This is a genomic window from Campylobacter sp. TTU-622 (assembly GCF_016598965.1).
Taxonomy (GTDB): Bacteria; Campylobacterota; Campylobacteria; order Campylobacterales; family Campylobacteraceae; genus Campylobacter_D.
Genome location: NZ_JAENKR010000093.1, coordinates 1 through 4,826 on the forward strand (window position 1 = coordinate 1; position 4,826 = coordinate 4,826).

The window sequence follows — 4,826 nt, forward strand, 5'->3', positions numbered from 1 at the left end:
ATTCCACCTGAATGGCATATCAAAGATGCTTTCATAATAGATCCAAACGGTAAAAAAATTTGCGATTTTAAAAAAAATAATCTACATGTTTTAAACTATAGCATAGCAGTTGATAAAAAACTAGATCTTGAAGAATTACAAAATCATTTATACTCCTTAGAAAATATCCCTGATGCTATTCCTTATATTACAAGTTATTATAAAAAAAGATGGGGATTTTGCATTACTCATAATGAAAGAAAAAAGTTAAAAAAAGGAACATATAGAGTTTTTATTGATTCAAAGCATGATGAAAATGGGGGTTTAAATTATGCAGATTTTATTATCCCTAGCACAAAAAATTCAAAAGATGAAATTTTAATTTCAACCTATCTTTGTCATCCCTCTATGGCAAATAATGAATTAAGCGGACCTGTGGTGGCTGTATTTTTAGCTAAATGGCTTTTAAACCTTAAAGAGAGAAAATATAATTATCGCTTTGTTATTGTGCCTGAAACTATAGGAAGTATAACTTATATCAATAAAAATTTAAAAACTTTACAAAAAAATGTAAAAGCTGGATTCGTTCTTTCTTGTATAGGTGATGATCTTGCTTACTCACTTATTCATACTCCTAGCACAAATACTCTCTCAGATAAAGTTGCCTTGCACACCTTAAAAAATAAAATTAATTTTAAAGAATTTAGCTTTTTAAAGAGAGGTTCTGATGAGAGACAATATAATTCTCCTTTAGTAAATCTAGGAGTTGTTGGAATTTGTCGCACAAGATATGGGGATTATAACTTTTATCATACTTCAAAAGATGATCTTAATTTTATAAGCCCTAAGGGTTTATTAGGAGGACTTAAAGCTATGCAAGAAATCATTTTAAATTTGGAAAATAATGCCATTTATAAAAATACTATTTTTTGCGAACCAAATCTTGGAAAAAGAGGTCTATATCATACCTTAAGTTCTATTAATGATATCCCTCTTGCTTGTAATTTTCTAGCTTTTCTTGATGGAAAAAAAGATCTTTTAGATATAGCAGAAATCTTAAATTTACAAGGCTATGAGCTTAAAGACTTGGTGCAAAAGCTTTTAGATTTTAAGCTTTTAGAATGTGTAGGCTAAGTCCTTGATTTTGCTCAATATCTTTAGATATTGCTTTATAAGCTTTTTCAAGATCAATAATCTTAATAAAAATTTCATCAAAAAAAACTATCTTCATAACTTTTTCTTGTAAAAAAAGATCTTCTAAAGGATGAATATGGGTTAAAACATTATTAGCTCTTACAAACATATCATAGGTTTTAAGTTCTTTATGACCTTTTTCATCAATATAAAAAGATGTAAAACTTTTATTATATCTATAACTAACCCTCAAACATTGCTCTACATAATGCACAAAGGTAAAAGAATCTTGCAAAGGCAAATCAACTATAATCATCTTAGCTTTATTTTTATACATAAAATCAAAAGGTGAATTTTTATCAAAAGCTCCTTTATTATCAAGTTCAATTAAATCTTTTTGGAAATTATTTGCAACCATAAAAGAATAAATAGGATGTTTTGTGCGTTTAAATTCTGCTCTTTTTAAAGCTATATTTGCTAAAGCTCCAGTTTGTGACTTTGAATTTAAAATATCATAGCTTAAACCTTTGCAAAAATCCCAATTAAAACTTTGTATTGCTAATCCCCCCCCCCTGCTGGTCTGTTTTAAAAAAATATCAAGAAAGGAGTTTAAATTTTCTCTTGCATTGCCTTTTAATTTATAAAGCAAACGTGTTAAATTCCCTGTAAATAATATATAATCTTTCTCTTTTATATTAAGTTTTTTAAAAAAATCTTCTAGCATAGATATAACCTCAAAAATTAAGCTTATTTTAAATAAAAAATATTATACAATAGTTTAAAAAATTCTCAAATATATGAAATTCATTAATTACTTCAAAGAAGTTTATTTTTATAAAGAACTTGGTCTTATTTTTATCAAATTCAACAATAAACCTTATGTTAATTTTTAAAATTATGTATTTTTAGATATAATTTAAATAAAGATTTATCAGTAAAAGGAGAAAATTTGAAAGCTTTTTTACATATAGGAACAACTAACACGGGGAATCAAGAAAAACAAGGTTTTTTAGCAAAAAATTTTAACAAACTCTTAAATCAAGGTTTTTTATATCCAAAAAGTTTAAGAGTAGCTAATAGACATTGGGCTTTAGTGGATATGGTCCTAGAATTAATTAAAGATGAAAATTTAAATCTTACCCAACCAGAACAAGTATTAAAAGCTTTAAAAAATCCTCGTCTTTTACAAGCTATAGAAAGTTTTAACAAAGAAAAAGAACTTCATAAAGATAAAACATTTATTTTTTCTGTTGAAGGATGTGTTTGGGAATTTTCCTCAAAAAAACATATAGAAATTTTATATGCCATTTTAAAAGCTTTAGGATTTGATGAAATTAAGCTTATGGTTTATTTTAGAGATACTTTAGATTATTTAAATTCTCATTGTTCTCAAGATTTAAAAAATAACCTAGGTTATTATTCAGGTGATTTTAAACCTCAAGATCACCCTAGAAAATATATTTTTGATTATAAGTGGATTTGTGAAAATTACACCGAAGTTTTTGGAGAAAATAGCTTGATAGTAAGATTATTAAGAGAAGATTATGTAGGTGGAACTTTGCTTAAAGATTTTACTTATCATTTGGGTATTAAATGGGATGAAAATTTTGATTTAGAGCAAAAAAGAAACGAAAGTTTTAATCTTTTGGGTATGGAAATTCAAAAAAGATTAAATGAAAAAGATTTAAATGGACAAAATTTTAATTCTCTTTTAAGTATTTCTAGAAAACATTTTGAAGGCACAAAAGAAGCAAGACTTAAATTTAAAGTGCAAAAAGAGTTAGCTAAAGCTTATGTTGATTATTTTGCTAGTTCTAACGAATGGGTGAGAGCTAAGTATTTTCCTCATAAAAAAAGTTTATTTACCCCTATAAATTGGGATGATTATAAAGAAAATGCTACCTTAAAGGATATTAAAGAAGAAGACTGGGATAAAATTGTAGACTTTTTTGCAGAGGTAATTGTCTCAAAAAATATCATTATTCAAAACTTAAAAAATTGCAATAAAAATTAATTTTTCATTGCAATTTCAAGCATATCCTTGATTGTTTTGAAATTTTCAAAATTTTCAGGTTTAATAAAACTTGCATCAAGTGGTTTTCCATAATACTTTTCAATTTCTGCCACTAAGGCCATGATATCTATACTATCTATAAGATCGTCGCTAATTAGATTCTCTGTATTTTCATCAATGTCTGTTCTTTCTATATTAAGAAAAAATTGCTTAATTGTTTGCATTTTTACTCCTTGAAAATTATTTTTGTATTATACTTAATTTATATAAATATTAGGTCTATCTTGATCGCTATCGCCTTTAAAAATAGTATAGTTTTTATACTCGCTTTTAAAAGCAAAATAAATATCAATATTTTCTTTTAAGAAAGGTTCAAAATATACAGGTATTATACTTTCTTCATTTTTTAATGAAAAACCCATTTGTATAATTTTATTTATATCCCAAACATAACAAAGAAAACTTACAAATTCAAGATTTTGTCTTTGTAAAAGCTTTTGAAATTCACTATATAAATTTTTTTGAAATTTTCCTAAAAAATCAACAATAAGCATACATTTTGATTTATTTTGTTTGATAATTCTTGTAAAAAAAATACTTAAAATCTTATTATCTTTAAAAACTCCATAGGCTTTATACTTATAAATTGGGTGTTTAAAATATCTATAAATAAAATAATCTTTACTTTTTTTAGGATAGAAATTAGATTTTAACTCATAATTTTTAAATTCATCACAACTTAATAATTTTAATTTTAAAGAACTTTTTCGATGAGATACTGTCTTAATATCTTTGAAATAAGCAATTTTAAAATATTTTCTTTTATCATTTTTTATGTAAAAATGATAAAGTTTTCCTATTTTATGATAGTTAAATAAGCGAACAAATTTAAGAGAAAATTCACTCATACCCGATGAAGCTGTATTTTTTAAAGTAAAAAGTTCTTGCAAACTTTTATATAATCTTAAACCAAGTGAAGGAAATTCTTTTTTAGCCGACCATAAAGAAGTCCAAACATTAATATCTTTAGCATTTATATCATATTGACTTTGAAGTATAAAACCCAATACAGCATCAAATTCTTTATTTTCTTTATTGAAAGCAACCAAAAAATTATATCTTTGATTTTTTTTATCAAAATGTTGAAAATCAAGCACTTTTTTTGATTTAACAAAAATGTGATCTTCTTTCCAATTTTTTTTTATAAATTCTTGCAAAAGTTTATATTCATCTTTTCTACAAAATCTTATTTCATGCATTTTTACCTCTAATTAGCCTGTCCAAATTGAAATTCATTACAATCATATCTTGATAAAGTATAAGGATTATATTTTAAATCTTTTAAAGTAATATCTTTTTTATAATAATCAAGACTAACAAAAGCAAAATCACAATTTAATTTTTCTAAAATTTCTTTAGAATCTACATTAAACTCTCCATAAGGATAACAAAAAGTTTTCAAAGGATTTAAAAATTTATCAAGAGTTTTAAAAGACTTATTTACTTCTTCAAATTGCTCTTCTTTATTTAATTTTAAAAAATTTAAATGATTAAAGCTATGTGCACCTATGATCATTTTATTTAATTGCATTTTTTCTAAATGTCGCTCATTTAAATATAAAGCATCAAAAATTTCATCATCAGAACAAAAGTGTTTTACAACTTCATCTAAAAGTTGCTCTCTAAATTCATACTTAAT

General features: G+C 24.6%; 6 protein-coding genes. 2 read left to right on the plus strand and 4 right to left on the minus strand.

Annotated elements, in window-relative coordinates; translation table 11 throughout:
* Positions 1–1,113: DUF4910 domain-containing protein (locus JG677_RS07090; RefSeq protein ID WP_200285955.1), on the plus strand; the 1,113-nt coding region annotated here is incomplete at its 5' end.
* Here the strand turns inward: JG677_RS07090 and JG677_RS07095 are convergent.
* A complete protein-coding gene (locus JG677_RS07095; protein WP_200285957.1) occupies positions 1,088–1,837 on the minus strand; it encodes an AAC(3) family N-acetyltransferase in 750 nt (249 codons plus the stop codon). The genes JG677_RS07090 and JG677_RS07095 overlap by 26 nt on opposite strands.
* Before the next feature lie 225 nt (positions 1,838–2,062).
* On the opposite strand from JG677_RS07095, the gene JG677_RS07100 reads away from it, so the two are divergent.
* The gene (locus tag JG677_RS07100; protein WP_200285959.1) at positions 2,063–3,127 is read left to right on the plus strand and encodes an acyl carrier protein; all 1,065 of its coding nucleotides are present in this window, start codon (positions 2,063–2,065) and stop codon (positions 3,125–3,127) included.
* Here JG677_RS07100 and JG677_RS07105 read toward each other — a convergent pair.
* The 3 genes from JG677_RS07105 to JG677_RS07115 form a co-directional block, all read right to left on the minus strand.
* A complete protein-coding gene (locus tag JG677_RS07105) occupies positions 3,124–3,351 on the minus strand; it encodes an acyl carrier protein (RefSeq protein WP_200285961.1) in 228 nt (75 codons plus the stop codon). The genes JG677_RS07100 and JG677_RS07105 overlap by 4 nt on opposite strands.
* A 33-nt stretch (positions 3,352–3,384) precedes the next feature.
* Complete coding sequence (locus JG677_RS07110; protein ID WP_200285963.1) at positions 3,385–4,386, minus strand: hypothetical protein; 1,002 nt, start codon at positions 4,384–4,386, stop codon at positions 3,385–3,387.
* Positions 4,387–4,394: 8 nt separating this feature from the next.
* The coding region (locus JG677_RS07115) for a polysaccharide deacetylase family protein (RefSeq protein ID WP_200285965.1) at positions 4,395–4,826 on the minus strand (432 nt) is incomplete at its 5' end.